Origin of the sequence: Pseudoxanthomonas helianthi (genome assembly GCF_017939625.1) — a bacterium.
Classification (GTDB): domain Bacteria; phylum Pseudomonadota; class Gammaproteobacteria; order Xanthomonadales; family Xanthomonadaceae; genus Pseudoxanthomonas_A; species Pseudoxanthomonas_A helianthi.
In genome coordinates, this window is the sequence record NZ_JAGKTC010000001.1 from 1,517,369 (window position 1) to 1,541,537 (window position 24,169).

At 68.1% G+C, this 24,169-nt stretch carries 22 protein-coding genes; 8 read left to right on the forward strand and 14 right to left on the reverse strand.

The genetic code is table 11. From position 1 onward, the window contains the following. Nucleotides 1-15 precede the first annotated feature (15 nt). From J5837_RS06950 to speE, 3 genes are all read right to left on the reverse strand, one after another. Complete coding sequence (locus J5837_RS06950) at nt 16-2,820, reverse strand: serine/threonine-protein kinase (protein WP_210535949.1); 2,805 nt, start codon at nt 2,818-2,820, stop codon at nt 16-18. A gap of 27 nt (nt 2,821-2,847) precedes the next feature. Beyond that, complete coding sequence (locus J5837_RS06955) at nt 2,848-3,423, reverse strand: ECF-type sigma factor (RefSeq protein ID WP_210535950.1); 576 nt, start codon at nt 3,421-3,423, stop codon at nt 2,848-2,850. Between the two features lie 64 nt (nt 3,424-3,487). Further along, nucleotides 3,488-4,345, reverse strand: coding sequence for a polyamine aminopropyltransferase (gene speE, locus J5837_RS06960; RefSeq protein ID WP_210535951.1), 858 nt, complete (start codon nt 4,343-4,345; stop codon nt 3,488-3,490). 239 nt (nt 4,346-4,584) lie between these two features. Here speE and speA point away from each other — a divergent pair, with 239 nt between their 5' ends. Next, complete coding sequence (gene speA, locus J5837_RS06965; protein WP_210535952.1) at nt 4,585-6,468, forward strand: arginine decarboxylase; 1,884 nt, start codon at nt 4,585-4,587, stop codon at nt 6,466-6,468. After that, nucleotides 6,465-7,613, forward strand: coding sequence for an acyltransferase family protein (locus J5837_RS06970; protein ID WP_210535953.1), 1,149 nt, complete (start codon nt 6,465-6,467; stop codon nt 7,611-7,613). Before speA ends, J5837_RS06970 begins: the two co-directional genes overlap by 4 nt. Nucleotides 7,614-7,632: 19 nt before the next feature. On the opposite strand, the gene J5837_RS06975 is transcribed toward J5837_RS06970, so the two are convergent. After that, the gene (locus J5837_RS06975; RefSeq protein WP_210535954.1) at nt 7,633-8,553 is read right to left on the reverse strand and encodes a LysR family transcriptional regulator; all 921 of its coding nucleotides are present in this window, start codon (nt 8,551-8,553) and stop codon (nt 7,633-7,635) included. Nucleotides 8,554-8,669: 116 nt separating this feature from the next. Between J5837_RS06975 and J5837_RS06980 the strand changes: the two genes are divergently transcribed. Further along, on the forward strand, nt 8,670-9,410 hold the full coding sequence (locus J5837_RS06980) for a type 1 glutamine amidotransferase domain-containing protein (protein ID WP_244755686.1): 741 nt from the start codon (nt 8,670-8,672) through the stop codon (nt 9,408-9,410). A gap of 304 nt (nt 9,411-9,714) precedes the next feature. On the opposite strand, the gene J5837_RS06985 is transcribed toward J5837_RS06980, so the two are convergent. The 7 genes from J5837_RS06985 to radC all read right to left on the reverse strand — a co-directional run bounded on the left by J5837_RS06985 (nt 9,715) and on the right by radC (nt 15,533). Further along, nucleotides 9,715-10,464 (reverse strand): SDR family NAD(P)-dependent oxidoreductase, encoded by a 750-nt coding sequence (locus J5837_RS06985; protein WP_210535955.1) that lies wholly within the window; start codon nt 10,462-10,464, stop codon nt 9,715-9,717. Between the two features lie 28 nt (nt 10,465-10,492). Next, a complete protein-coding gene (locus J5837_RS06990; RefSeq protein ID WP_210535956.1) occupies nt 10,493-11,326 on the reverse strand; it encodes a carboxylesterase family protein in 834 nt (277 codons plus the stop codon). Nucleotides 11,327-11,332: 6 nt separating this feature from the next. Continuing rightward, nucleotides 11,333-11,902 (reverse strand): methyltransferase family protein, encoded by a 570-nt coding sequence (locus J5837_RS06995; protein WP_210535957.1) that lies wholly within the window; start codon nt 11,900-11,902, stop codon nt 11,333-11,335. 12 nt (nt 11,903-11,914) lie between these two features. Continuing rightward, nucleotides 11,915-12,691, reverse strand: a complete 777-nt coding sequence (locus J5837_RS07000) for an SPOR domain-containing protein (protein WP_210535958.1) — start codon at nt 12,689-12,691, stop codon at nt 11,915-11,917. Further along, nucleotides 12,692-14,380, reverse strand: a complete 1,689-nt coding sequence (gene argS / locus J5837_RS07005; RefSeq protein ID WP_210535959.1) for an arginine--tRNA ligase — start codon at nt 14,378-14,380, stop codon at nt 12,692-12,694. A 58-nt stretch (nt 14,381-14,438) separates the two neighbouring features. Next, nucleotides 14,439-14,792 carry a four helix bundle protein gene (locus J5837_RS07010; protein ID WP_210535960.1) on the reverse strand — a complete coding sequence of 118 codons (354 nt, stop codon included), beginning with the start codon at nt 14,790-14,792 and terminating at the stop codon, nt 14,439-14,441. A 66-nt stretch (nt 14,793-14,858) separates the two neighbouring features. After that, nucleotides 14,859-15,533, reverse strand: a complete 675-nt coding sequence (gene radC, locus J5837_RS07015) for a RadC family protein (RefSeq protein WP_210535961.1) — start codon at nt 15,531-15,533, stop codon at nt 14,859-14,861. Between the two features lie 145 nt (nt 15,534-15,678). Here radC and coaBC point away from each other — a divergent pair, with 145 nt between their 5' ends. The 3 genes from coaBC to J5837_RS07030 are packed head-to-tail and all read left to right on the forward strand — an operon-like array spanning nt 15,679 to nt 19,758. Beyond that, the gene (coaBC, locus tag J5837_RS07020) at nt 15,679-16,926 is read left to right on the forward strand and encodes a bifunctional phosphopantothenoylcysteine decarboxylase/phosphopantothenate--cysteine ligase CoaBC (protein WP_210535962.1); all 1,248 of its coding nucleotides are present in this window, start codon (nt 15,679-15,681) and stop codon (nt 16,924-16,926) included. Next, nucleotides 16,923-17,387 carry a dUTP diphosphatase gene (gene dut, locus J5837_RS07025; protein WP_210535963.1) on the forward strand — a complete coding sequence of 155 codons (465 nt, stop codon included), beginning with the start codon at nt 16,923-16,925 and terminating at the stop codon, nt 17,385-17,387. Before coaBC ends, dut begins: the two co-directional genes overlap by 4 nt. A gap of 10 nt (nt 17,388-17,397) precedes the next feature. Continuing rightward, nucleotides 17,398-19,758, forward strand: a complete 2,361-nt coding sequence (locus J5837_RS07030) for a phosphomannomutase/phosphoglucomutase (protein ID WP_210535964.1) — start codon at nt 17,398-17,400, stop codon at nt 19,756-19,758. A gap of 269 nt (nt 19,759-20,027) precedes the next feature. Here the strand turns inward: J5837_RS07030 and J5837_RS07035 are convergent, their stop codons facing one another. Genes J5837_RS07035 through pyrE form a run of 3 tightly spaced genes read right to left on the reverse strand, consistent with a single transcriptional unit; the run spans nt 20,028 to nt 21,943 of the window. Beyond that, the gene (locus tag J5837_RS07035; protein ID WP_210535965.1) at nt 20,028-20,579 is read right to left on the reverse strand and encodes a hypothetical protein; all 552 of its coding nucleotides are present in this window, start codon (nt 20,577-20,579) and stop codon (nt 20,028-20,030) included. An 11-nt stretch (nt 20,580-20,590) separates the two neighbouring features. Then, entirely contained in the window at nt 20,591-21,268 is a 678-nt protein-coding gene (locus tag J5837_RS07040) for a hypothetical protein (protein ID WP_425504821.1), read from the reverse strand. 15 nt (nt 21,269-21,283) lie between these two features. After that, nucleotides 21,284-21,943 carry an orotate phosphoribosyltransferase gene (gene pyrE, locus J5837_RS07045; protein ID WP_210535966.1) on the reverse strand — a complete coding sequence of 220 codons (660 nt, stop codon included), beginning with the start codon at nt 21,941-21,943 and terminating at the stop codon, nt 21,284-21,286. A gap of 109 nt (nt 21,944-22,052) precedes the next feature. On the opposite strand from pyrE, the gene J5837_RS07050 reads away from it, so the two are divergent. Continuing rightward, a complete protein-coding gene (locus J5837_RS07050; RefSeq protein ID WP_210535967.1) occupies nt 22,053-22,856 on the forward strand; it encodes an exodeoxyribonuclease III in 804 nt (267 codons plus the stop codon). Beyond that, nucleotides 22,853-24,142, forward strand: a complete 1,290-nt coding sequence (locus J5837_RS07055) for an AmpG family muropeptide MFS transporter (RefSeq protein ID WP_244755694.1) — start codon at nt 22,853-22,855, stop codon at nt 24,140-24,142. Before J5837_RS07050 ends, J5837_RS07055 begins: the two co-directional genes overlap by 4 nt. The last annotated feature ends 27 nt before the right edge of the window (nt 24,143-24,169 follow it).

The window sequence follows — 24,169 nt, forward strand, 5'->3', positions numbered from 1 at the left end:
CCACCAAGCTTGTTCCTATTGGGAACAGGCGTCGCGGATGGCCTGCACTTCGCGCGGGATCACGCCGCCATCGGGCTGCAAGCGGCGCAGTTCGCCCAGCAAGGCGTCGAGATCGGCGCGCCCGCGCGCGGCCTGGCCCATGCCGCAACGCGCTTCGGCCGCGTAGGCGCGTGCGCGCCAGCGCAGCTTCGGGCCTTCGCTGCCCTTGCCGTCGCGCTGGCCGAAGTCGTCGAGGGTCGGCAGGACTTGCGCGGCCTGGCCGTTGCGGGCCCGGAAATGCGCCAGCGACAGTTCGGCGTCGAGCCGGCGCGGGTGGTCTTCCGGATAGCCGATGCGGGCCAGCGCGCGTGCGCGCTCGAAGCGTCGGCCGGCTTCGGCCATGCGCCCCTGGGCGAGCAACACCTCGCCGATCATGCGGTCGGTGTCGCCGACCAGCACCGAGCTGGCGCCGTACTGGGTGACGCGCAGCAGGCGCGATTCGTTGAGCGCGCTCAGCGCTTCCGTGTCGCGCCCCGCGCTGTGCAGCACCATGCCCAGGTTGTACAGGCCGCCCGGCAATTGCTGCGCGCCGTCGGGGCTGCGCCAGATCGCCACCGCACGGGAAACGTCGGCGACCGCTTCGGCGTAGTCGCCGCGCTCCCAGGCGATGATGCCGAGCGAATTCCAGCTCAGGCCGGTTTCCCGGTGCTGCGGCCCCAGGGCCTGCACGGTCAGCACGTGCAACTGGCGCAATTGGGCGGCGGCGTCGTTGAAACGGCCCTGGTCGATCAACACCGCGACCTGCTGGCGGCGCACGGTCAGGGTCATCGGATGCAGCGGGCCGTGCAGGTCTTCGGCCAGCGCGAGGGCGTCGGTGTAGGTGTCCAGCGCCAGCTCGGTATCGCCACGCAACCGGTACAGGTTGCCGAGCTGGCGTTGCAGGTCGATCACCAGCGGATGGCGGTCGCCGACGCCATTGCGCAGCAACGCCAGCGCTTCGCGGAGCATGGCGATGGCGTCGCCGCTGCGGTTCATCTCGGCGTCCAGCGCGGCCAGGTCGCCCATGGTCTCGGCCTGGCCGACTTCGTCCTTCAGCTCGCGGCGGATCGCCTGCGCGCGCAGGAACAGCGGGCGGGCCTGCAGGCGCGCGCCGGCGCTGCGCTGGCAACGGCCCAATTGCGAAAGGTAGGCCGCCACCGGCAACCCGAACTGCGCCTGCAGGCGGCTGGCCAGCGGCAAGGTCGGCAGCATCGTGGCCAGGCAGCGCCGGCTGTCGCCGAGCAGCCAGGCCATCCGGCCCTGCTGGGTGGCGGCCTGCAGGCGCAGGCTGGGGGGAACGCCGTCGACGCTCGCCAGCAAACGGTGTTGCTGGTCGAGCAGGGCCTGCGCGCGGGCGTAATCGCCCAGGCCGATGCGCAGTTGCGCCATGGTGCCGAGCAGCTCGGCATGGGCCAGCGGTTGCCGGGCCAGTTCGCGTTCGCCGCGGCGTTCGCCCGCATCCAGCATCGCGCGCAGGTCGAAGCGCTCGCCCTGCTGCGCCGAATCGGCATTGTCGAACAGGCCCAGCACGAAGCTCTGCATGGCTTGCGCGCGCGCCGCCTCGCGCTGGGCCTGGCGGGCCTGCATCACGCTGACCACCAGCGCGGCCACCAGCACCGCGGCGACCATTGCGCCGAGGCCGATCGCCCAGCGGTGGCGGACCAGGTATTTGCGCGCGTGGTAGAGGAAGCCCTGCGGCTTGGCCATCACCGGGCGACCGCGCAGGTGGCGGTCGATGTCCAACGCCAGCGCCTCGACCGAGGCGTAACGCTGTTCGGGCTTCTTCGCCAGCGCGCGCAACACGATGTTGTCGAGGTCGCCCGACAGCCGCCGCGCCAGCTTGCGCAATACCTTGCGCGGCCGCGTGTCGCCTTCGATGTGCATCAATGCGGTCGACGGGCCCATCGGCTCCACTTCGAGGATCGCCCGCTCCCATTCCGCGTCGCCCTGCCGGCGCAGGCGGTAGGGGCGGGCCTCGGCCAGCAGCTCGCACAGCACCACGCCCAGCGAATAGACGTCGGTCATCGTGGTGACCGGTTCGCCGCGCACCTGTTCGGGCGCGGCGTAGTGCAGGGTGAAGGTGCGTATCTCCGTGCGCGGATCGAGCGGCGAAGGTTCCTCGCTGTGCAGCAGCTTGGCGATGCCGAAATCGAGCAGGCGCACATCGCCGCCCGGCGTCACCAGGATGTTGGACGGCTTCAGGTCGCGGTGCACGATCAGGTTGGCGTGGGCATGGCTGACCGCATCGCAGACCTGCAGGAACAGTTGCAGCCGTTCCTCCACGCTCAACGCGTGGTGCTTGGCGTAGTCGATGATCGGCTCGCCCTCGACGTATTCCAGCGCGAGGTACGGCTGGCCTTCGCCGCCGATGCCGGCGTCGAGCAGCCGGGCGATGTGCGGATGCTGCAGTTGGGCGAGGATTTCCCGTTCGCGGGAGAAGCGCAGGCGCAGGTCGGGATTGGCCAGGCCCGGGCGCAGCAGCTTCAGCGCGACGCGGCGGCGATACAGGCCGTCGGCACGTTCGGCCAGCCAGACCAGGCCCATGCCGCCTTCGCCGAGCAGGCCGAGCAAGCGGTACGGCCCGATCATGTCGCCGCTGGCCGGCCCCAGCGTCTGGCTCAGCGCGGGCGCGCTGAGGAAATCCTCATGGCCTTCTTCCAGCGCCAGCAGCCGTTCCAGTTCGTCGGCCAGCGCCGGGTCCTCGCCGCGCAGGCGCGCCAGTTCCGCGCGGCGGCGCTCCGCATCCAGCTCGAACAATTCGTCGAGCAGCGGGGAAAGGCGTTGCCATTGCGCGAGATCCATCGCCGTTCCCCGCCGGGGCGCCCAGGATCAGGTTTTTTCCTGCATCGCGGCGAGCAGGAACAGCCGCGCCTTCTGCCAGTCGCGGCGGATGCTGCGTTCGGAACGCTGCAGCAGGTCGGCGATTTCCTGTTCGGACAGGCCGGCGAAATAGCGCAGTTCCACCACCTTGGCCAGGCGCTCGTCGGCCTCGGCCAGCTTGCCCAGCGCGGCGTCGACGCTCAGCACGTCCTCGTCCAGCGGCACGCCGTTGTCGGCGATGTCCTCGGTCAGGTCGGTGACCCGGCGCAGGCTGCCGCCGCGCTTCTGGGCCAGGCGCTGGCGTGCGTAATCCACCACCACGCTGCGCATCGCCGAGGCGGCGTAGGCGAAGAAATGCGCGCGGTTGTCGAACTTGGCCCCGGCCTTGCGCGCGCCCAGCAGCTTGAAATACGACTCGTGCACCAGCGAAGTGGCATCCAGCGTGTAGCCCTGCTGCCCGGACAACTGGCGCCGGGCCATGCCGTGCAATTCGTTGTACAGGGTGGACAACACCCGGTCCATCGCCCCGCGATCGCCCTCGCGCGCGGCGTCCAGCCATTGGGTGATGTCGCTTGCGTCGCTCATGGGTGCCCCGGTAGTTGCGCCGACTATAGCCGGCAATCGCCCCGCCTGCCGAGGCCTGGCGCGCTTATTCGCCCAGCGCCCGGGCCACGAACGGCGGCGCCACCTCGAGGCCGGCGTGCAGGTGGGCGGTGTAGTACAGGGTTTCGAACGGCTTGGCCGCGGCATCGGCCTGGCGGAAGCCGAAACCGAAACCGTCCCGCTTGCTGGCCAGGGTCACGCTCCACCAGCCGGTCGGGTAGCACGGTTGCGGGAACGGCAGGGTCTTGAACGAGCGGAAACCGGCCTTGCCCATTTCCGCACGCATGTCCTTGATCAGCTCGAGCAGGGCCAGCGGCGATTCGGACTGCTGTACCAGCAGGCCGTCGTCCTTCAGGGCGCGGAAGCAGCTCTCGAAGAAGGCCTTGTTGAACAGTCCCTCGGCCGGACCGACCGGGTCGGTCGAGTCGACGATGACCACGTCGACGCTGCCGGGTTCGCAATTGGCCATGTAGGCCACGCCGTCGTCGAACAGCAATTCGGCGCGCGGGTCGCCGTTGCGCTCGCACAGCTCGGGGAAATACTTCTCCGACATGCGCGTGACCTGTTCGTCGATGTCGCACTGGGTCGCCTTCTCCACGCCCGGGTGCTTCAGCACTTCGCGCAGCGTGCCGCAGTCGCCGCCGCCGATGATCACCACGCGCTTCGGGTTGGGATGGGTGAACAGCACCGGGTGGCTGATCATCTCGTGGTAGAAGAAGTTGTCCTTGGTCGTCAGCATCATCGCGCCGTCGATGACCATCAGCTTGCCCCAGTCGGTGCTGTCGTAGATCTCGATCTTCTGGAATGGCGACTGCACTTCGTCCAGCTTGCCGGTGATGCGGAAGCCGATGGCCGAGCCGGTCGGCTCGAAGTGTTCGATGTACCAGTTGTCGTTGGCGGTCATGGGGAATCCTTTTGCTTTTCCTTCTCCCACCGGGAGAAGGTGCCCGAAGGCGGATTGGGACGGAAGAATGACGGCGGTGGGAACCTTCCACGGGTTTGGAAGGCTCCCGCCCTCATCCGGCGCTGCGCGCCACCTTCTCCCGGCGGGAGAAGGAAATCTGAAGCGGCGCGCATTGTAACGGCCGCGGGTGACAGTCGCCTGTAGAATGCGCGTCCGCCTGCATTCCCCCCGGAACCGCCATGACCTGGTCGCCCGACCAAGCCCGCAAGACCTATTCCATCCCGCACTGGGCCGACGGCTATTTCGACGTCGACGCGGCGGGGCGGGTGGTGGTCAGGCCGCAGGGCTCGGAAGGGCCGGCGATCGCCCTGCCCGAGGTGGTGGACAAGGCCCGCGCCGCCGGCGCGCGGCTGCCGCTGCTGGTGCGCTTCCCCGACATCCTCAGCCAGCGCCTGGGCAAGCTGCAGGCCGCCTTCGCCCAGGCCCAGGCCGACTGGGACTACGCCGGCGGTTACACCGCGGTGTACCCGATCAAGGTCAACCAGCACCAGGGCGTCGCCGGCACGCTGGCCTCGCATACCGGCGAGGGCTTCGGCCTGGAAGCCGGCAGCAAGCCCGAGCTGATGGCGGTGCTGGCGTTGAGCCGACCCGGCGGGCTGATCGTCTGCAACGGCTACAAGGATCGCGAATACATCCGCCTGGCCCTGATCGGGCGCAAGATCGGCCTGCAGACCTTCATCGTCATCGAGAAGCCGTCCGAGCTGGACCTGGTGTTCGAGGAAGCACGGGCGCTCGACGTGCAGCCGGGCCTCGGCGTGCGCATGCGCCTGGCCACCCTGGGTGCGGGCAAGTGGCAGAACAGCGGCGGCGACAAGGCCAAGTTCGGCCTGTCGCCGCGCCAAGTGCTGGACCTGTGGAAGCGCCTGCGCGACACGCCCTGGCAGGACTCGCTGGGGCTGCTGCACTTCCACATGGGTTCGCAGATCTCCAACGTGCGCGACATCGCCAACGGCATGCGCGAGGCCACCCGCTATTTCGTCGAACTGTCGAAGCTGGGCGCGAAGATCACCCACGTCGATGTCGGCGGCGGCCTCGGCATCGACTACGAAGGCACGCGTTCGCGCAGCTACTGCTCGATCAACTACGGCCTGAACCAGTACGCCAGCAACATCGTGCAGCCGCTGGCCGAGGCCTGCGAGGAGAACGGCCTGCCGCCGCCGCGCATCGTCACCGAATGCGGCCGCGCGATGACCGCGCACCATGCGGTGCTGGTCGCCAACGTGTCGGAGGTGGAACAGGCGCCGGAAGGCCGCGTGCCCGAGGCGCACGACGACGAGCCGGCGGTGATCCGCCACCTGCGCGAGATCCACGCCGAACTGGATTCGCGTCCGCCGCTGGAGCTGTACCAGGAAGCGCAGCATTTCCACGCCGAAGGCCTGAGCGCCTACGCGCTGGGCCAGATCGACCTGCGCCACCGCGCGCGGCTGGACGACCTGTTCTACGCCATCGCCCATGCGGTGCGCGCGCGCCTGACCGGCGAGGAGAAGAGCCACCGTCCGGTGCTGGACGAGTTGAACGAGCGCCTGGTCGACAAATACTTCGTCAACTTCAGCGTGTTCGAATCGGTGCCGGACGTGTGGGCGATCGACCAGGTGTTCCCGATCGTGCCGATCGAGCGTCTCGACGAAGAACCGAAGCGCCGCGGCATCGTCGTCGACGTGACCTGCGATTCCGACGGCATGGTCGACACCTACGTCGAAAACGAGGGCCTCGACGCTTCGTTGCCGCTGCATCCGCTGAAGGAAGGCGAGAGCTACCGCCTCGGTTTCTTCCTGGTCGGCGCGTACCAGGAAATCCTCGGCGACATCCACAATCTGTTCGGCGACACCGACGCGGTCGAAGTCAGCGTCGACGGCGACGGCTACAAGCTGCGCCAGCAGCGTCGCGGCGACACCACCGACGTGATGCTCGACTACGTCGGCTACAAGCTAGACGACCTGCGCCGCATCTACCGGGCGCGCGTGGGCGCGGCGGACTTGACCAAGTCGGAAGCCTCGCGCCTGAACGAGGCGCTGGAAAGCGGCCTGACCGGCTACACCTACCTGTCGGACGAGCCGCTTTGAGCGCGGGCGCGGCCGCGCGCCAGCCCGGCCTCGACCTGCTGCGCGCCATCGCCGTGGTCTGGACGATGCTATTCCATTCGTTCGTGGTCGGCGGACTGGGGCCGGACTGGGCATGGCTGTCGCGCTACGGCTGGATGGGCGTGGACCTGTTCTTCGCGCTCAGCGGCTACCTGATCGGCACGCAGGTGCTGCAGCCGCTGGCCGAAGGGCGGCGCCTGTCGTTCCGCGACTTCTACACCAAGCGCGCATTCCGCATCCTGCCGGCGTTCTGGGCGGTGCTGCTGGTGTACCTGCTGTGGCCCGCGTTCCGCGAAGCGCCGGGCATGGAGCCGTGGTGGAAGTTCGCCGGCTTCTTCGTGAACCTTTCGATCGATTACGGCAACAACGCCGCCTTCTCGCATGCGTGGTCGCTGTGCGTCGAGGAGCACTTCTACCTGTTGTTCCCGCTGCTGGCGTGGTGGCTGCTGCGCAGGCCGGCGACGTGGAAGTTCGCCGCGCTGGTTTCCGTGCTGGTGCTGGGCGGCATCGCGTTGCGTGCGGGCATCTGGCTGCACGGCCACGCCGTCGATCCTGGATTCGATGCGCGCAACTGGTTCATCGAGGACATCTATTACCCGACCTGGTGCCGGCTCGACGGGCTGTTGTTCGGCGTGGTGCTGGCGGTAGTGAAGACGTTCCGTCCGACATGGTGGCAAGGCGCACAGCGCCATGCCAACGGCGTGTTGCTGGCCGGTCTGGCGACGGTCGCGCTGGCGATGTGTCTGTTCCGCGACCGCGTCGGCCTGCTGGGCAATTCGGTCGGTTGGCCGGCGCTGTCGCTGGGGCTGGCCTTGCTGGTGTTCGCCGGCGCCAGCCGCAATAGCCTGATCGGCCGCTGGTCCGTGCCTGGCGCGGGCTGGCTGGCGGCGGTGTCGTACAGCCTGTACCTGGTGCACAAGGCGATCTTCCACGTGGTGCAGGCGCAGTGGGGCGACGTGCTGGAAGGCCGCGGTTTCATCGCGTTCTGCGCGTATGGCGTGGCCGCATTGCTCGGCGCTGCGCTGTTGCACTACACGGTGGAAAAACCGTTCCTGCGTCTGCGCGAGCGCGCGCTGGCGCGGCGCGCGTTGCCAATCGGGGTCGGAGTGGGCACGGCGCCGCCGTGACCGGCAAGTCGCGATCGCTTCACTCTCCTGGAAGCAGCGCTTCGCGACTCGCGGTCGAGGTCAATGCCTCGATCAACGCACGCGCCGCTCCGGACAGCTGCCGATGCGGCGCGTACAGCAGCGAGAAGCCCCGCGTTCGGCCACGGGTCTGCGGCAGGACTTCGACCAGGTCGCCGCGCCGCAGATCGTCGGCGACGATGAATTCGTAGGTCTGGCAGATGCCGGCGCCGGCGCGGGCCAAGGCGACCAGGCCCAGTGGATCGTCGGCGACTTTCAGTGTTGCGGATGGCGTCCAGTCCACATCGCGATCGTCTTCGCGCAATAGCCAGGGCATCACCCGGCCGGTGCTGGGCATGACGAAGGCCAGGCATCGGTGGGCGGCCAGTGCGCGGAGGTCGGCGGGAACGCCATGCGCCTGCAGGTAGGCGGGCGCGGCGACCAGGCGGAACGTGGCGTCTTCGAGCGGGCGCGCGACCAGGCCGCTGTCGGGCAACTCGCCGGCGCGGATCGCGATGTCGAAGCCTTCGGCGACCAGGTCGACGTTGCGGTTGCCGATCGACAGTTCGATTTCGACCTGTGGATGGCGGGCGGCGAAATCGCGCAATCGCAGCGGCAGGCGATGGTGGCCATAAGTGGTCGGCGCGCTGATCCGGACCCGTCCGGCCAGGCGCTCGCGTTGGCCTTGCAGCGTGCGCTCGGCATCGTCGAGCAGGGCGAAGGCATGGCGCGACTGTTCCAGGTAGCGCTGCCCGGCTTCGGTCAGGCCCAGGCTGCGCGTGCTGCGGCGGAGCAGTTGCACGCCCAGGCGTTGTTCCAGCCGCGAAATGGCCCGGCTCACCGCCGACGGCGTGCTGCCCAGTGCCGTGGCCGCGGCGGTCAGCGAGCCGCGCTCGACCGCAAGGATCAGGGCTTCGATGTCGTCCAGCCGGCGCAGGCTCATTTGTGCTCGGTTGGCAAAAGTGAATTGCCGCGAAGCCGGTTTTTCGGCGCTTATGGAAACAATACAGTGCTCTCCAACGGCCGCCAAGGCCGCTTTCCCCATCCAAGGAGTCCGTCATGAACCTGTTGCTTGCCGCGGCCGTCGGCCTCGCCACCACCGCCAGCCCGAATTCCCAACCCGTCCCCAAGCCGGTGCTGATCGTGATGACCAGCCATGGCGTGAAGGGCGACACCGGCCAGCCGACCGGCTTCTATCTCGGCGAAGTCACCCATCCGCTGGCGGTGTTCGATGCGGCCGGCATTCCGGTCGAATTCGCCTCGATCCAGGGCGGCGAGCCGCCGGTCGACGGCGTCGAACTGGACGACGCCACCAATGCGCGCTACTGGAACGACGAGAAGTTTCGTCGCGCAATCCGCACCACGCTGAAACTGGACGACGTGGATGCGAGCAGGTATTCGGCGATTTTCTACGCCGGCGGCCACGGCGCGGTGTGGGACTTCCCGACCAGCCCGGCGGTGCAGCGCGTGACCCGCGAGGTCTACGAGAACGGCGCGGTCGTCGCGGCGGTGTGCCACGGCCCGGCGGCGTTGGTCAACGTGAAGCTGGGCGACGGCAGCTACCTGGTCGCCGGCCGCAAAGTCAGCGCGTTCACCGATGACGAGGAGCGCGCGGTCAAGCTCGACAAGGTGGTGCCGTTCCTGTTGGCCAGCACCTTGAGCCAGCGCGGCGCGCTGCACCAGCCGGCGCCGGACTGGGCCGCGAAGACGGTCGTCGATGGCCGTCTGGTCACCGGGCAAAACCCGCAATCGGCGACAGGCACTGCGGAAGCCGTGCGCGACCTGCTTCTGGCGCGCTGAGCCGGAAGGCGCGATTGGCGATTTCGAGGCGGGTCAAGACCCGCCCCTCCCGCGCTACGGTGGATGAGCCGTACCTGCGTTTGCGCGAACGCATGCTGACGCGTCGCGCGTTGACAGTCGGCGTGGGAGCGACGTAAGTCGCGAATGCTTTTGTGTTTATTTGCTTCTGGCAGTAGAGCTTCGCGACTTACCGGTCACGGCGGTGCCGTGCCCACTCCCACACCGTCAGTTAAGGCGAATTTGGGGGCACGGCAAGGCCATCGCGGCGCGATTGAAATGCCTGAGGCGGGTCAAGACTCCCGCCTCAATCGCGGCGCACCTGGAATCCGCCGAAGCTCTGCGTCACCGGCATGATTTCCAGCCGGTTGATGTTGAGGTGCGGGGGCAGGGTGGCCACGTAGTAGATCTGCTCGGCGATGTCCTCGGCGGTCATCGGATTCGCCCCGGCATACAACTTGTCCGAGGCCGCTTGGTCGCCATGGGTGCGGACCAGGGTGAATTCGGTTTCGGCCATGCCCGGTTCGATGTCGGTGACGCGCACGCCGGTACCGTGCAGGTCGCTGCGCAGGCCCAGCGAGAACTGCTTCACGAAGGCCTTGGTACCGCCGTAGGCGTTGCCGCCCGGATACGGATAACTGCCGGCGACCGAACCGATGTTGATGATCGCGCCCTTGCGTTCGATCAGTCCCGGCAACAGGCGATGGGTGATGTTCACCAGCGCGAGGACGTTGGTTTCGATCATCGTGCGCCAGTCCGACAGCAAGGCGTCCTGTGCCGGCTTGGTGCCCAGTGCGAGGCCGGCGTTGTTGACCAGCAGGTCGATGTCGCGGAAGCCATCCGGCAGCGAGTCCAGCGCGGCATGCATCGCGGCCTCGTCGCGGACGTCGAATACGGCCACATGCACCTTGTCGGCGCCGAGCTCGTCGACCAATGCCTGCAGGCGTTCGGCGCGGCGGCCGGTGGCGACGACCTTCCAACCCGCATTGGCGAAGCGGCGGGCGGCGGCGGCGCCGAAACCGGAGGTGGCGCCGGTGATCAAAGCAGTCTGGGTCATGGGGGACTCCGGATTCGAAGGCAAGGGTTCAGTGGGCTTCGCGGCGTTGCGCGAACAGCCAGTCGCGCCACCATCGGCCGGGAATGAAATCGCCGGGCGGCTGGTGTTCGAGGCCGACGTATTCGCGCAGGCGGACATCGCGACCGCCCGCCGCGCGGATCGCGGCGGTCATCTCTCGATCCGACGCGATGGGATTCTCCGTGTCCGCGTCTCCGTGGAAGGCCAGGATCGGCAGCGGCGCCAGCGTCGCGGCCTGCTCGCGATCCGGGGCGATGGCGCCGACGGGAACCACGGCGGCAAAAAACCGCGGCCGCGCCAATGCCGCCAGCCATGCGGTCGAACCGCCCATCGAAAAGCCGGTGACGTAGATGCGCTGCGGGTCGACCGGATGCGTCGCCACGAAGGCGTCGATCAGCTGCAGTGCCGCCGACAACTGCGGCGCGGCGAAAGCCACCCGCGGGGTCTTCGGATCGTCGTAATTGGCGCTGCGTGCGGAGAATTGCGGCGCCAGCACGAACGCCGGATAGCCTGCGCGGATTTCTGGCAAGGCCCAGGCTCGCGCGGAGGCATCCTTCTCGATCTGTGCGCGGTTGTCGGTGCCGATGCCGCCGGAACTGTGGAATTGCACGACCAGCGGATAGTGGCGGCCGGCCTCGATCCGCTCCGGGGCGAGCAGCCGGTAAGCCAGCGTGGTGCCATCGTCGGAAGCGAAGTCGGCGGCGACGAAATCGTCCGCGGTGATCCGGGCGACCCCGCTACGGTCCAGCGGCGGTGCATCGCGGACGATCTCCACGCCACCGTGCGAAGCGCACGCGGTCAAGGTTGCGCAGGCGAGGACGATCAGGATCCGGCGAAGCGTCATGGGCGTTTACCAGATGAAGGGCAACAGCCGCTTGGTGGTTGAGGCGTAGCGTGGGTAATCCACCGGGAAGGCCTCGGACAGGACCTGTTCTTCGACGTGGATGCGGCGCAGGAACACCAGCGTGACCGGCACCGCCACCGCCAGCAGGGACGCCCAGCTGCCCCAGGCCAGGCCGAAACCGTAGAACGTGGCCAGCGAGCCGGTGTACGAAGGGTGGCGCAACCAGCGATACGGTCCATCGTTCACCAGCCGGTGACCGTCGCGGATGCTGATGTCCACGGTGAAGAACTGCGCCAGCACGCGGATGGCCCACCAGCGGAACAGCAGGCCGGCCGCCATCAGGGCCAGGCCAAGCCAGAACAAAGGTGCGCGCCATTCCGCCGGGAACGGCCACGCCTGCGATCGGCCCAGCACGACCGCGGCAGCGACCGCGACATAGATCGTCGAGGTCAGCAGGAGCAGCGTGCCGCGGTCGCGGTGCTGGTCGCCCTTGCTCGCACGCCTGCGCCCGACCAGCAGGAATTCGCTACCGGCCCAGAGCGCGATCAGCGCGTAGAACAGGTGCTCCGGGCGCATCGCGGAAGGGGGCTACTGCGCCTTGATCGCCATCGCCTGCAATCCGCCGCCGGCCAGCTTCTGCTTGGCTTCGGACAATTCGCTGGCGGTGCCGTACGGCCCCATGCGCACGCGGTACACGGTCTTGCCGTTGATCTGCGCCGATTCGACGCGGGCGCTGAGGCCGAGCATCGCGATCTTGGCCTTGGTCGATTCGGCATCGCCCGAAGCGCCGAAGGCGCCAGCCTGCAGGATGTAGCGGGCGTTGCCCGCCGCCGGGGCGGCGCTGGCGACCGTCGTCGCGGGCTTCTCCGCGATCGGCGTCGGCGACCCGTTCGGCGTGGCCGGGGCTTCGTCGAGCGGCTTCGGACCGGCCGCGGTGGTCGCGGTCGCCGCAGTCGTCGCGGGATTCGTCGCCGCAGCCGGCTCGGGCGTGCGCGCGGCCTGCGCTTCGCGCGCCTGTTCCTCGCGCGCGCTGGCGGCCAGCTCGGCGTCGGACATCTGCACTTCCTTGCCCGGCAGCAGGTCGTAGAACTCGTACTGGGTCGGCTTCTGCGCCGGTTCCGCGGCCGCGGGCGCCGGCGCATCGGCCGGCGCGTCGGTGTCGGCTTCGGCGATCTGCGCCGGCGGTTGCGCGTCGGGGTTCGGGGTCGGCTTCAGCGGATCGAAACCGTCCTTCTTCAGCAGGCCGGGCACGACCAGGAAGGCGGCCGCGGCCAACACCGCGCCGATGACCAGCCACATCCAGCCGGGCGTGCCGTTGCTGCCGCCGTTGCGGCGGGCCTGGTTCTTGTTGCGTCGTGCAGCCACTTACATCTTCTCCGGGGCGCTCACGCCCAGCAAATCGAGTCCGTTCGCCAACCCCTGCTTCACCGCGACGGCCAGCGCCAGGCGCGCGTCGCGCAGCGCGGCGGCTTCCACCAGTACCGGCGTCCCCGCGTACCAGGTGTGGAAAGCATAGGCCAGTTCGCGCAGGTATTGCGCGACCAGGTGCGGCTCCAGCGCGGCGCCGGCGGCCTCGACCACTTCCGGGTAGCGCGACAGCTCGACCATCAGCGCTAGCGAACCTTCGTCGTCCAGGCGGGCGAGATTCGCCACCCCGTTGGCTTGGTCGTAGGCGTAACCCTTCTCGCCGGCCTGGCGCAGCAGGCTGCATACGCGGGCGTGCGCGTACTGCACGTAGAACACCGGGTTGTCGTTGCTTTGCTGCCTAGCCAGGTCGATGTCGAACACCAGCTGCGAATCGGGCTTGCGCGCGATCAGGAACCAGCGCGTGGCATCGCGGCCGGCTTCGTCGATCAGGTCGCGCAGGGTCAGGTAGCTGCCGGCGCGCTTGGACAGCTTCACTTCCTCGCCGCCGCGCATCACCGTGACCATCTGGTGCAGCACGTATTCCGGGTAGTCCTGCGGAATGCCCACGTCCAGTGCCTGCAGGCCGGCCTTCACCCGCGCCAGCGACCCATGGTGGTCGGCGCCGAGCTCGGTGATCGCGCGCGCGTAGCCGCGCTGCCACTTGCTGAGATGGTAGGCCACGTCCGGCAGAAAGTACGTGTAGGTGCCGTCCGACTTGCGCATGACGCGATCCTTGTCGTCGCCGAAGTCGGTGGTCTTCAGCCACAGCGCGCCGCCTTCCTCGTAGGTGTGGCCGGAAGCGGTCAGGGTCTTCACCGTTTCCTCGACCATGCCGTCGGTGTACAGCGAGCTTTCCAGGTAGTACACATCGAAGGACACGCCGAATGCGGCCAGGTCGCCGTTCTGTTCGCGGCGCAGGTAGGCCACGGCGAACTTGCGGATCGCGTCGAAGTCCTCGATGTCCTTCGCGCCGGTGACGACGTGGCCTTCGATCTCGACCGGATCGCCGCGCAGGTAGGCGTCGGCCACGTCCTGGATGTAGTCGCCGTTGTAGGCCGCTTCCGGCCACCCGGCATCGCCGGGTTTCAGGCCGCGCAGACGCGCCTGGGTGCTGCGCGCCAGGTTCTCGATCTGCACGCCGGCGTCGTTGTAGTAGAACTCGCGCCGCGCCTGCCAGCCGTTGGCCGCCAGCACGCGCGCGATGCAGTCGCCGATCGCCGCGGCGCGGCCGTGGCCGACATGCAGCGGGCCGGTCGGGTTGGCCGAGACGTATTCGACGCCGACCACGACGCCGTTGCCCGAGGCGTTGCGGCCGTACGCCGCGCCTTCGCGCAGGGCCAGCGCGACCTCGCGCTGATAGGCGGCGGGCGAAAGATGGAAGTTGATGAAGCCCGGGCCGGCGATCTCGACCTTGGCCACGTCGTCGTCGGTCGGCAGCGCCTCGACCAGCGCCTGCGCCAGCGCGCGCGGGTTGGTCTTGGCGGCGCGCGCCAGCAGCATCGCGGCATTGGTGGAGAAATCGCCGTGGGCGCGATCCTTGGGTCGCTCGACCACGAAATCCGGCGTGGCGGCATCGGCCGGCAGGGTGCCGGCGTTGCGCAGGACGGCGATGGCGCCGTCGATGCGGGCGCGGAGCTGGGCTTTCACGGATGGGCTGCGACAGAGGTACGGCCGGCCATTTTAGCTTTTTGCCGGCCGCCCGCGGTCATCGCGAGTCGTTGATGGCGGACTGGCGCAAAACCACTTCGTCCAGGCGTTGCAACGGGCGGAACAGTTCGGTGATGGCCGTTTCCAGGCGCCGCAGTTCCAGCGCGGAGAGGCACTCCATGCTTCCGGCCAGGATCAGCAGGTCCTGCAGCTCCGCCAGCGAACCCCTGGCGAGGCTGAGGTGCTGCAGGAAATCGCGCGGGTCGGGCTGGGCCTGGCCCAGGGCGATGTTGTCCGCCACCGACACCGCGGCTTCGCGCATGCGCACGCCCAGGTTGGCGTCGCTTCCGGAGGGCAGGCGCCGGGCCACGGCGTAGATCTTCGGCACCAGCTCGACGGCGCGGTCCCACATGGCGGTACTTCTGCTATTCGGCTTGTCCATAAGCTCCACGAAGCATCCATTCACATTGTTACTTTTTCACACCCAACCCCGTGCTGCCAAGGACACCGGGCTGCCGTCGCCGACCACGAAGTGGTCGAGCAGCCGCACTTCGACCAGCGACAGGGCCTGCTTGAGCCGGGCGGTGATCGCCCGGTCGGCCGCGGAAGGATCGGAGCAGCCGGAAGGGTGGTTGTGACCGACGATCACCGCCGCTGCGTTGTGGGCTAGCGCGCGGCGCACGACTTCGCGCGGATGCACCTCGGAGCCGTCGATGGTGCCCTGGAACAGTTCCTCGAAAGCCAGCGCGCGATGGCGCGTGTCGAGGAACAGCGCCGCGAACACCTCGTGCGCACGGTGGCGCAGGCGCTGGGCGAAGTAGCGGCCGGCGGTGAACGGATCGGTCAGGGCGATGCCGCGTTCCAGCCCCGCGGCGAGGTGGCGGTTGCCCAGTTCCAGCGCGGCGGACAACTTGCAGGCGCGGGCGGGTCCCAGGCCGGGCAGTTGCGCCAGGTCGCCGGGTTCGCGCTCCAGCAGGCTGCGCAACGGGCCGTGTTCGGTCAGCAGTTCGCGGGCGGTCTGCACCGCGTCGCGGCCGCGCAGGCCGGAGCCCAGGAAGATCGCCAGCAATTCGGCGTCCGACAACGCGGCGGCGCCACGGTGCATCAGTTTTTCGCGCGGACGTTCGTCCGCCGGCCAATCGCGGATATGCATGGTGGTGCGCCGCTGTTTCGGGGGAGTGTTCTGCCGGCCTGTCCGGCATGGCACCAGAGTGCATGGGCTCATGCCGTAACGGCATCGGGGCGTTACGGGGCATCGGGTAAGCTATTCGCCCGTCCGGTTGTAGGAAAAATCCGACGTGACGCCAGCTTCGAAAGGGCATGCATTGAACGCACAGCGCATCCTGCTGTGCGTGGGCGGAGGCATCGCGGCATACAAGGCACTGGAACTGGTGCGCAGGCTGCGCGAGGCCGGCGCCGAAGTGCAGGTGGCGATGACCGCCGGCGCGCAGCAATTCGTCACGCCGCTGAGTTTCCAGGCCTTGTCCGGCCACGCCACCCGCACCAGCCTGTGGGACAGCGCCGCCGAGCAGGCGATGGGCCACCTGGAACTGGCGCGCTGGGCCGACCGGGTGATCGTCGCCCCGGCCACCGCCGACCTGCTGGCGCGACTGGCCAACGGCCACGCCGACGACCTGGTTTCGACCCTGTGCCTGGCCACGACCGCGCCGTTGTCGGTGGCGCCGGCGATGAACCACCGCATGTGGCTGAACCCGGCCACCCAAGCCAATGTCGCGGCTTTGCGCGAGCGCGGCGTGCAGGTGATCGGTCCCGACGACGGCCCGTTGGCCGAAGGCGAGTCCGGTCCCGGGCGCCTGCGCGAACCCGATGCGATCGTCGCCGAACTGGCGGCGGCGCCAGTCGAGCCGAAGTCTGTTGCGGCTGCGGCGCCCGGTGGCGCGCTGAAAGGACTGAGGGTCGTGGTCACCGCAGGCCCGACCTACGAAGACCTCGATCCGGTGCGCTACCTCGGCAACCGCAGCAGCGGCAAGATGGGCTTTGCGGTCGCCGCGGCAGCGCAGAGGCAGGGCGCCGACGTGCTGCTGGTCGCCGGTCCGGTGCACCTGGAAACGCCGGCCGGGGTGAAGCGCGTCGACGTGCGTTCGGCGGCGCAAATGCGCGAGGCGGTGTTCGCCGCGTTCCCGGCCGACATCTACATCGGCGCGGCCGCCGTTGCCGACTACACGCCACGCGTGGCGGCGGCCAGCAAGATCAAGAAGACCGGCGAATCGCTGGCGCTGGATTTGGTGCGGACGCCGGACATCCTGTCGGAAGTCGCCGCATTGACCCAGGGCAAGCTGAAGCTGGTCGTCGGTTTCGCCGCCGAAACCGACAACGTCGCCGGATACGCGCGCGGCAAGCTCGTCGCCAAGCGGCTGGACCTGATCGTCGCCAACCGGGTCGGCATCGCCGACGGCGGCTTCGAGAGCGACCAGAACGCGATGACCGCGTACTGGGCCGATGGCGAACGCGATTTCCCTTCCGCCCCGAAGACCCAGCTCGCCGACGACCTCGTCGCACTGATCGTGGAACGATTGAACGCATGAGTCGCAACCATCCCCTGGAAGTGAAACTGCTCGACCCGCGCTTCGGCGACGAATGGCCGCTGCCGGCCTACGCCACCGAAGCCAGCGCCGGGCTCGACCTGCGCGCCGCGCTGGACGCTACCCTGACCCTGCATCCGGGCGATGCGGCGCTGGTGCCCAGCGGCATCGCGATCCACCTGGCCGACCCGCACCTGTGCGCGGTGGTGTTGCCGCGTTCCGGGCTGGGCCATCGCCACGGCATCGTGCTGGGCAACGGCACCGGCCTGATCGACGCCGACTACCAGGGCCCCCTGCTGATCAGCGTCTGGAACCGGGGCCGGGAAACCTTCGCCATCCAGCCCGGCGACCGCATCGCACAGCTGGTCGTGATGCCCATCGCACGCGTACAGCTGCAGGTAGTGGATACTTTCGCCGACAGCGCGCGTGGCGAAGGGGGCTTCGGCCACACGGGGCTGCGCTGAGGGGAACGAAATGGCGAATTCCAGAACGGGCGACTTCAGGCTGGGCGCGCTGCCGGCGCGCCTGTGGCAGGCACTGGCGGCACTGCTCGGCGTGCTGGCCTTGTGGCTGGGTTGGAGCGCGTACAGCCAGTGGCGCGACGAAGGCACGCTGCGCGCGCTGGAAGGCCTGCGCGACCATGTCGTGGCTTCGGCGGGGCAGGCGCTGGCCGCGCAACGCAAGCAACTGGAACAGCGCCTCGCCAGCCCGCCGGTCCAGGCCGCGCTGGCTTCCGGCAACCTCGTCGACGCCTCGAGCGCGCTGGCGCAAGGCTGGAACGGTGCGAAACAGGTCGAAATCGTGCCTTTCGATCTCGAAGCCGCGTACGCTGGCCTGCCCAAGTCCGGTTACGCCCGGCTCGCCCTGCTGGAAGGGGCGATGCAGGCCAATGCCGCGGTCGCCGGCAGCGTGCGCGACGGCGCCGCCAACGCGCTGGGCGTGGCCGCGCCGGCATACGACGCCGACAAGCGCCTGCACGGCATCGCATTCGCGATGCTGCCGCAATCGCCGTTGACCGCCGTGCTGCAGGGCGCGGAACCACCATCGGGCACCTACCTCGCCTTGCGCCATGGCACCGCCGTGTTGCTGGAAAAGGGCGACACCGCGCTGGCCGAACATTCGGACAGCCTGGCCCGCGCCGTGCCCGGCAGCCCGTTGCGCGTGGTCGCCGCGGTGCCCGATGCGGCCAGCGGTCCCCTCGGTCTCGGCTGGCAGGGTTGCGCCGTGGCCGCGTTGCTGTGCGTCGTTCTTGCCGTGCTGGCGCTGGTCGGCCCGCGTCTCGGCTTCTCCAAGTTCCGCATGCGCGGCAAAGGCGGCGAGTCGCCGGCGACAGAAGCCGAGCTGACCCTGCAGCAGGCCGTGCAACGCGCTCCCGTTCCCCCGCCACCTCCCCCGGTTCCCGTGCACGAAAATACTTCCGCTTCGCCGCCCAGCTCCGACGAGCTCGACCCCGGCATCTTCCGCGCCTACGACATCCGTGGCGTGGTCGGCCAGAACCTCGACGTGCGTGTCGCCGAACAGATCGGCCAGGCCATCGGCACGGTGATGCAGGAGCAAGGGCTCAACGACATCGTGGTCGGCCGCGACGGCCGCCTGTCCGGTCCGGACCTGGCCGCGGGCCTGATCGAGGGCTTGCGCAAGGCCGGTCGCAATGTCGTCGACATCGGCATGGTGCCGACGCCGGTGGCCTACTTCGGCGCGTACCAGCTGCGCACAGGTTGCTGCGTTTCGGTCACCGGCAGCCACAATCCGCCGGACTACAACGGCTTCAAGATCGTCATCGGCGCGCAGACCCTGTCCGGCGACGCGATCACCGACCTGTACCGCCGCATCCGCGACGGCCGCCTGTTCGAGGCTCCGGCCCATGCGTCGCTGCAGCAGCGCGACCTGGCGCCCGACTACATCCAGCGCATCGCCGGCGACATCCACCTGGCACGCCCGCTGAAGGTGGTGGTCGACGCCGGCAACGGCGTCGCCGGCGAAATCGCGCCGAAGCTGCTGGAAGCCATCGGTGCCGAAGTGATCCCGCTGTATTGCGACATCGACGGCACTTTCCCCAACCATCATCCGGATCCGAGCGAGCCGCACAACCTCGAGGACCTGGTGAAGAGCGTCGCCCAGTTCGACGCCGACCTCGGCCTGGCGTTCGACGGAGATGGCGACCGCCTCGGCGTGGTGACCAAGGACGGCCACAACATCTTCCCCGACCGTCTGCTGATGCTGTTCGCCGCCGATGTGCTCGACCGCAACATGGGCGCGCAGGTGATCTACGACGTGAAGTGCACCGGCAAGCTGCATGGCTGGATCGTGCAGCATGGCGGCGAGCCGCTGATGTGGCAGACCGGGCACTCGCTGATCAAGGCGAAGATGCGCGAAACCGGCGCGGCGCTGGCCGGCGAGATGAGCGGGCACTTCTTCTTCCAGGAGCGCTGGTACGGCTTCGACGACGGCCTGTATTCGGCCGCGCGACTGCTGGAGATCCTCGCCGCGCGGCCGGACGTGCCCAGCGAGGTGCTGGACGCGCTGCCCAGCGGCGTGGCCACGCCGGAGATCAAGGTCGACGTGCCCAGCGGCGATCCGCACGCGGTGGTGGCGCGATTCATCCAGCGCGCCCACCTGGTCCGGGCCGTGCGTTTCGAAGGCGCGGAGCTGTCGACCATCGACGGCCTGCGCGCCGACTGGCCGGATGGCTGGGGCCTGATGCGCGCGTCGAACACGACGCCGGTGCTGGTGTTGCGTTTCGAGGCCGACAATCGCGAGGCGCTGGGCCGCATCCAAGGTGCGTTCCGCGACCATCTCCGCGAAGTCGCGGCGGATCTGAAGCCGACGTTCTGAGTGCGGGAGCGGCTACAGCCGCGATGCTTTTCCGCTCAATCCGTAGGTCGGGGTAACGCCCCGACCTTCTGCGCGGACGTGGTTGGGGCTTTATTCCGACGAAATCCGGCATGTGGGGCGTTATCGAACGGCGGAATCCGCTGCGCGGGTTACACCCTACGATGCTGACTCGTGGGGGCGGCTATAGCCGAGATGCTTTATTGCGCAGAGCGGGTGTTGAGCTGCCTTCTCCGACGACATGGAGGAACTAGGATGGGTTGAAGCCCACCTTACGAATTCTTTTTGATGGAGACAGGACTACCGCACTCGGAGCAAAATTTGTCGCTCGGCAATGCCTTGTGTCCCGCTTGGCACACGGCGTCGCCCAGAAGTTCGGGCTTCTTGAATGCCGAGTAGGCAATTGCAAAGGCTGCGTAATAGAAGAGCAGCCAATGGCCCGAGAATCCTCTAACCACTTGCGGCGCAGAAGGCGATTCGTCTGACGAGGCGCCGCTTTCGGCATGCCCCATGAACAAGAGAAAGTTAAAGAAGACGTAGGCAAAGAGACCGTATAACAAGTATGTCATCCAGCTGGGGCAGCCAGAGAGAACTTGTTTCCAGGACATGGTTCCGAAGCCCCATGCTGAGTTTCTTGTGTCGCGACGCATTCTGACGGTCAGCAATACTGCGGGAAGCCATACGACGAAGATGCCGATATGCAGCGCGAAAATCGAATTGCCGAGTTTCAGGTCGATCCCCGCAATTGCGGCTAGATGGGCGATGAGACTGAGCGCAAGCCCCAATGCTGAAAGGGCAAGCATTGGCTTGATCAGAAAACTCATTCGTTGGCCCGCTACTGCTTGGCCGCCGTTGTCGCCTGCGAGGTAGGATCCGTCTGGATAGCGCTCCCCGCCTTCAACGCCCGATACCTCGCCAACGTCTCCGCAATCTCCCCATCCAGCGCCGCACGATCGCGGGTGAACCCCACCAGCAGCGCCTGCTGGCGCGCAAGTTCGGCATGGCGGGTGCGGATGTCCGATTGCATCTGCTCGACGACCGGCTTGCCGGCCAGTTCACGGCTGCTGGCCTGGTCGAGCAGGGCGATCAGGCCGCCGCGCAGGCTGACCAGGTTGAAGCGCGCGGTGCGCAGGTTGTCCTCGAGCATCTGCCGGCGTTCGGTGAACACCCGTTGCAGCTGTTCCTCGCCGCCGAAACTCTGCAGCAGCCCCTGGTCGGAGAAAGCCTTCAGCTTGGCGGCCGCCTGCTGCGCGTCCGCCTGCGCTGCCGCGGCCTGCGCGGCGGCGCGCTCGGCTTCGGTCTGCGGCGCGGCCACGCTGGCGGTGCGCATGCCGCTCTTCGAGTTGATCTCGTCGCGGGCGCGGTTCACCGCGTCGGGCGGCAGCGCGTCGCTGCATACGCGGTTGCCCTTGTCGTTCCAGCAATACAGCTTCTTCGTCGATTGCTGCGCGAAGGCGGGCGCGGCGAGCACGGCGAAACCCAGCGCCAGCCACGGAATCAGCTTCATGTTCATGCAACCTCCCCCGGGTCAGCCGGCGGCGGCGCTCCCGTAGCGCGCGCGATAGGCCAGCAACTGGTCGCGATGGCCGACAAGTTCGGCGTTTTCCCCGGCGAATGCAAGCAGGTCGTGCAGGTTGGCGACGGCGATCACGGGAACGCCGGTTTCCACCGCGACCGATTGCGCCGCCGAGCGCCGTTCCGGGTCGTCCTCGCGCAGGATTTCCTGCCGGTCCAGGGCGACGACGATCCCCGCCGGTAAGCCGCCGCCATCGGCGATGATCGCCAGCGCCTCGCGGATCGCCGTCCCCGCGGTGATCACGTCGTCGACGATCAGCACGCGGCGCTCGGCCAGCGGCGCGCCGATCAGGGTGCCGCCCTCGCCATGTGCCTTGGCTTCCTTGCGGTTGAACGCCAGCGGCAGGTCGCGGCCGCGACGCGCATACTCGCAGCCCAGCGCGGTGGCCAGCGGGATGCCCTTGTAGGCGGGACCGAACAGCAGGTCGAACTGCACGCCGGCCGCGTCGATCGCGTCCGCGTAGCATGCGGCCAGTTCGGCCAGCTTCGCGCCGCTGTCGAAGCGCCCGGCATTGAAGAAGTACGGGCTGTGCCGCCCCGACTTCAGGGTGAATTCGCCGAAGCGGAGCGCCTCGGCATGCAGGGCCAGTTGCAGGAATCGGGACTTGTGCATGGTCGCGGGGAAGGATGGGGGCGAAGGCTAGTTTACCCATCGCGGGCGACGACCTTGCGCCGCACGGCCGCGGGTTATGCTTCCGCCCATCCTCCGATCCGGTTCGCCCGTGAAAATCATCAGCTTCAACGCCAACGGCATCCGTTCCGCCGCCAACAAGGGCTTCTTCGACTGGCTGAAGCCACAGAACGCCGACGTGGTCTGCCTGCAAGAAACCAAGGCGCAGGAAGACCAGCTGACCGACGCCTGCTTCCGCCCCGACGGCCACCACTGCTTCTACCGCGACGCGAGCACCAAGAAGGGCTACAGCGGCGTGGCGATCTACTCGAAGCGCGAGCCGGACGAGGTGCGCACGTCGCTGGGCTGGGCGCCGTTCGACGACGAAGGCCGCTACATCGAGGCGCGCTACGGCAAGTTGAGCGTGGTGTCGTTCTACATCCCGTCCGGCAGTTCCGGCGAGGAACGCCAAGGCTTCAAGTTCGAAGTGATGGAGTGGCTCAAGCCGATCCTCGACCAGTGGCTGGCCAGCGGCCGCGACTACGTGCTGTGCGGCGACTGGAACATCGTGCGCAGCAAGTTGGACATCAAAAACTGGTCGTCGAACCAGAAGAACTCCGGCTGCCTGCCGCCCGAGCGCGCCTGGCTCAACGGCATGCTTGGTGACGACGGCGGCAGCGATGGCACGCCGGCCCGGCCGAACGGCTGGGTCGACAGCTACCGCGCGCTGCACCCGCAGGGCCAGGACTACACCTGGTGGAGCAACCGCGGCGCCGCGCGTGCCAACAACGTCGGTTGGCGCATCGACTACCAGTTCGCCACGCCCGCGCTGGGCAAGCGCGCGAAGGCCTGCGCGATCGCCCGCGAGCCGCGCTTCTCCGATCATGCGCCCTACGTGGTGGAGTACGCCGAATGAGCGAAGCGAAGGCGAAAAAGCCCTCCGTGTGGCAGGCCTTCACCCAGCCGGCCGCGTGGACGATGTTCTTCTTCGGCTTCTCCTCGGGGCTGCCGTTCCTGCTGGTCGCCGGCACGCTGGCGTTCTGGTTGAAGGACGAAGGCATCGTGCTGAAGGAGATCACCATGATCGCCAGCGCGGGCCTGCTCTACACCTTCAAGTTCGTGTGGGCGCCGCTGCTCGACCACTGGCGCCTGCCGGGTTTCGGACGGCTGGGCCGCCGCCGCGGCTGGCTGCTGTTTTCGCAGTTGGGCGTGGTGGTGGCGTTGCTGGCGATGGCCGCGTTCACCCCGGATCGGCTGCAGGCCTTCGTGCTGGCGACGGTGGCGGTCGCGTTCTTCGGCGCGACCCAGGACATCGCCGTGGACGCCTATCGCATCGAAATCGCCCCCGAATCCGCGCAGGGCGCGCTGGTCGCGACCTACGCGCTGGGCTATCGCATCGGCCTGATCATTGCGGGTGCGTTCGCAGCGATCATGGCCGACCACATCCCATGGCCGACCGTGTACGCGATCATGGCGGCGTGCATGCTGATCCCGGTCGTCGCCAACCTGCTGGCGCGCGAACCCGATGTCATCCAGGTCAAGACGCAGGGCTGGTCGCACGCGATGCAGCTCGCCGTGATCGACCCCTTCGCCGATTTCTTCCGTCGTTACGGCATCGCACTCGCGCTGACCCTGCTCGCGTTCATCCTGCTGTTCAAGGTGCCCGAACAGGCCACCATCGGCGGCATCATGAGCCCGTTCTACCGCGACATGGGCTTCAGCAAGACCGAGATCGGCTCGATCACCAAGATCTGGGGCGTATGGATCGGCATCATTGGCGTGTTCATCGGCGGCGCGATGGTCGCGCGCTGGGGCGCCTGGAAATCGCTTGGCGTGATGATCGTCGTTTGCGGCGCCTGCAACCTGCTGTACCTGCTGCTGATTCCCAACCAGGGCAACCTGTGGATGCTGACTGCAGTGATCTCCGCGGAAAACCTGACCCTCGGCATGTTGGGGCCGCCAACGGTGGCGTTCCTGTCTTCATTGGTGAATCGCGAGCACACCGCGACGCAGTACGCGCTGCTGAGCTCGCTGGTGAACCTGCCGGGCAAGGTGCTTGGCTTCTTTGCGGGCGGCATCGCGACCGCTACGGGCTACGGCATGTACTTCGTGATCACCGTGCTGGCGCTGCTGCCGGCGATGATGCTGTACATCCTGCTGACCCCACGGTTGCGGGCCCGCGTCGCCGCGACTCAAGAATAGGCCTGTGTAGAGTCGAGCTTGCTCGAC

Excerpts from the sequence above, each read along its gene's own strand:
- J5837_RS06980 (WP_244755686.1), top strand. The coding sequence starts at position 8,670 with ATGAACCTGTTGCTTGCCGCGGCCGTCGGCCTCGCCACCACCGCCAGC.
- J5837_RS07030 (WP_210535964.1), top strand. The coding sequence starts at position 17,398 with ATGGCGAATTCCAGAACGGGCGACTTCAGGCTGGGCGCGCTGCCGGCG.
- radC (WP_210535961.1), bottom strand. The coding sequence starts at position 15,533 with ATGCATATCCGCGATTGGCCGGCGGACGAACGTCCGCGCGAAAAACTG.
- J5837_RS06995 (WP_210535957.1), bottom strand. The coding sequence starts at position 11,902 with ATGCGCCCGGAGCACCTGTTCTACGCGCTGATCGCGCTCTGGGCCGGT.
- J5837_RS07040 (WP_425504821.1), bottom strand. The coding sequence starts at position 21,268 with ATGAACATGAAGCTGATTCCGTGGCTGGCGCTGGGTTTCGCCGTGCTC.
- dut (WP_210535963.1), top strand. The coding sequence starts at position 16,923 with ATGAGTCGCAACCATCCCCTGGAAGTGAAACTGCTCGACCCGCGCTTC.
- J5837_RS07035 (WP_210535965.1), bottom strand. The coding sequence starts at position 20,579 with ATGAGTTTTCTGATCAAGCCAATGCTTGCCCTTTCAGCATTGGGGCTT.
- pyrE (WP_210535966.1), bottom strand. The coding sequence starts at position 21,943 with ATGCACAAGTCCCGATTCCTGCAACTGGCCCTGCATGCCGAGGCGCTC.
- J5837_RS06950 (WP_210535949.1), bottom strand. The coding sequence starts at position 2,820 with ATGGATCTCGCGCAATGGCAACGCCTTTCCCCGCTGCTCGACGAATTG.
- speA (WP_210535952.1), top strand. The coding sequence starts at position 4,585 with ATGACCTGGTCGCCCGACCAAGCCCGCAAGACCTATTCCATCCCGCAC.
- J5837_RS06955 (WP_210535950.1), bottom strand. The coding sequence starts at position 3,423 with ATGAGCGACGCAAGCGACATCACCCAATGGCTGGACGCCGCGCGCGAG.
- J5837_RS07010 (WP_210535960.1), bottom strand. The coding sequence starts at position 14,792 with ATGTGGGACCGCGCCGTCGAGCTGGTGCCGAAGATCTACGCCGTGGCC.
- speE (WP_210535951.1), bottom strand. The coding sequence starts at position 4,345 with ATGACCGCCAACGACAACTGGTACATCGAACACTTCGAGCCGACCGGC.
- J5837_RS06975 (WP_210535954.1), bottom strand. The coding sequence starts at position 8,553 with ATGAGCCTGCGCCGGCTGGACGACATCGAAGCCCTGATCCTTGCGGTC.
- J5837_RS06985 (WP_210535955.1), bottom strand. The coding sequence starts at position 10,464 with ATGACCCAGACTGCTTTGATCACCGGCGCCACCTCCGGTTTCGGCGCC.
- J5837_RS07055 (WP_244755694.1), top strand. The coding sequence starts at position 22,853 with ATGAGCGAAGCGAAGGCGAAAAAGCCCTCCGTGTGGCAGGCCTTCACC.
- J5837_RS06990 (WP_210535956.1), bottom strand. The coding sequence starts at position 11,326 with ATGACGCTTCGCCGGATCCTGATCGTCCTCGCCTGCGCAACCTTGACC.